Origin of the sequence: Mesotoga sp. UBA5825 (genome assembly GCF_002432955.1) — a bacterium.
Classification (GTDB): Bacteria; Thermotogota; Thermotogae; order Petrotogales; family Kosmotogaceae; genus Mesotoga.
In genome coordinates, this window is record NZ_DJHG01000023.1 from 1 (window position 1) to 1,885 (window position 1,885).

The following is a 1,885-nucleotide window of genomic DNA, read 5'->3' on the forward strand; positions in this document are numbered from 1 at the left end:
GATCGAACTCAAGAGACTGAACGGAGGCTTTGGAACTAGAATCGATTCCTGGATAAGGAGAGAGATCTTCGAAGATGGGTCGAGATACCTCTTTCCAGATGGTTTCGATCCCGAATTGAAAGAGGACGGTTCGCTAGCAATCGAGAGGAACGGTGTCGAAGTCGCGAGGATGCCCCGGGGCGGCCATTACTTCGACAGGAGTAACTTCCCCCTTGCCCAGGCCGAGAGCAAAGAGGAGATCTCGGCTCTTGTTCTGCCAAAACTGACTGACGAGGAAATAGAGTTCCTGAAAGGACAGCTCTCGGGAATACGTGAGTCAACAGACTGCGCCGTAATCGGGGCTTTCGGGGGAAACTTCTTCGAGGCGGGCCATTTAATGTTCGGGTACCAGGAGTTCATGGAGAGACTGATTACCGACCGGTCTCTTATGGAGTTCTTTCTCGACCGGCTCCTCGAAACCTATATTGTAGATCTGGAAAAGTATCTCTCTAACGTGGGAGACGATATAGATATTATCCAGATTGGCGACGATTACGGCACCCAGGAAAACACGGCGATATCGCCCCGGATTTTCAGATCTGTCTTCAAGCCCAGACTGAAAGACCTGTGTGACTTCATTCACAGGAAGAAACCCGATCTTTTCATCTTTCTTCATTCCTGTGGGTCAGTCTATACCTTCATACCAGATTTCATAAAAGTCGGTGTTCAGATCCTGAACCCGGTTCAGACCAACGCGAAGAATATGGAGCCGGAAAGGCTGAAGAAGGAATTCGGAAGAGATATCGTCTTCTGGGGAGGAGGATGTGACACACAGCACGTCCTGCCTTTCGGAACACTCAAGGATCTTGAGGACGATATTCGCCGGCGCATCGACATTTTCTCTCCGGGCGGAGGCTTTGTCTTTGCTCCTATCCACAACATTCAGGCCGAAGTATCACCCGGGAAGATCTTCAGANNNTCAGACTTTTCGAATGCGCATACGAATATGGTTCTCGATAATTCCCGCTGAAGAATCTGCTCTTCTTCTGAACCTGAGGTATTGTATTACGACCGAAAATTCCTGCCGGCCCTGAAGAAGGCGGCGATGTTCTCATGAGGAGTCTCCAGTGGAATATCACAGCCGGAACTCAAAATGAAGTTAGGTACGTTCTTCATTTTCTCTAGAAGGTTTGCAGTTTCTCTTTCGACCTCCTCTCCGTTTGACTGAAGGAAGACCTTAACCGGATCTATGTTGCCTATAAGAAAAACATCTTCGGGAATTCTCTCCGCCGCATCCTTCAGGTCCACCATGCTGTCAAGGCTCAGTCCGTAGGCGCCGCTTGCACCCATAGGTTCTACTATGTGTTCCGTGTCTCCGCAGATGTGATAAATTAAAGGGTTTGAAAGTTCCGATCTGAGCTTTTCAAAATATGGAAGCGCGAAACGTTTGAACTGTCTCTTGGATAAGAGCACCGCCGTCGGTTCAAGCACGGCTATCATGTCCGCGCCGTGGTCGATTAGCGCTTTCGAGTATTCACCTACAACCCTTGCACAGAAGTCTATTGCGCTCTCCGCAAAATCCGGCTCTTCTATCAGTTTCATACAGAGGTCTGTAACCCCAATCAGTTCTCCTGCAAGGCTAAGTGGACCGATAACGTAGCTGCCCTTCATTCCCGGCAGTTTTCTCGCCATCTTATCTGTAACTTCTGTGAAGATCCTCATTCTGCCGGATACTCCGCTCCAGGAGTTTTCGACAGAGGCCAGCTCGTCCTGTCCCTTTATTGGATGTTCCTTAACGTAGGGATTGCCATCCTCCGGGAAACCGATCTCCAGTCCCAACGCCTCGGCTTCGACTGTCAGGTCCATCATGAAGAAGATCCCGTCGGGCTGAAACTCCTCCATAAGC

At 49.7% G+C, this 1,885-nt stretch carries 2 protein-coding genes; one reads left to right on the forward strand and one right to left on the reverse strand.

Annotated features, from left to right (window positions below; genetic code table 11):
- The first annotated feature begins 169 nt into the window (after positions 1-169).
- Positions 170-1,009 carry a uroporphyrinogen decarboxylase family protein gene (locus B3N33_RS01920; RefSeq protein ID WP_422655893.1) on the forward strand — a complete coding sequence of 280 codons (840 nt, stop codon included), beginning with the start codon at positions 170-172 and terminating at the stop codon, positions 1,007-1,009.
- A gap of 35 nt (positions 1,010-1,044) precedes the next feature.
- Here the strand turns inward: B3N33_RS01920 and B3N33_RS01925 are convergent.
- The coding region (locus B3N33_RS01925) for a uroporphyrinogen decarboxylase family protein (RefSeq protein WP_292592013.1) at positions 1,045-1,885 on the reverse strand (841 nt) is incomplete at its 5' end.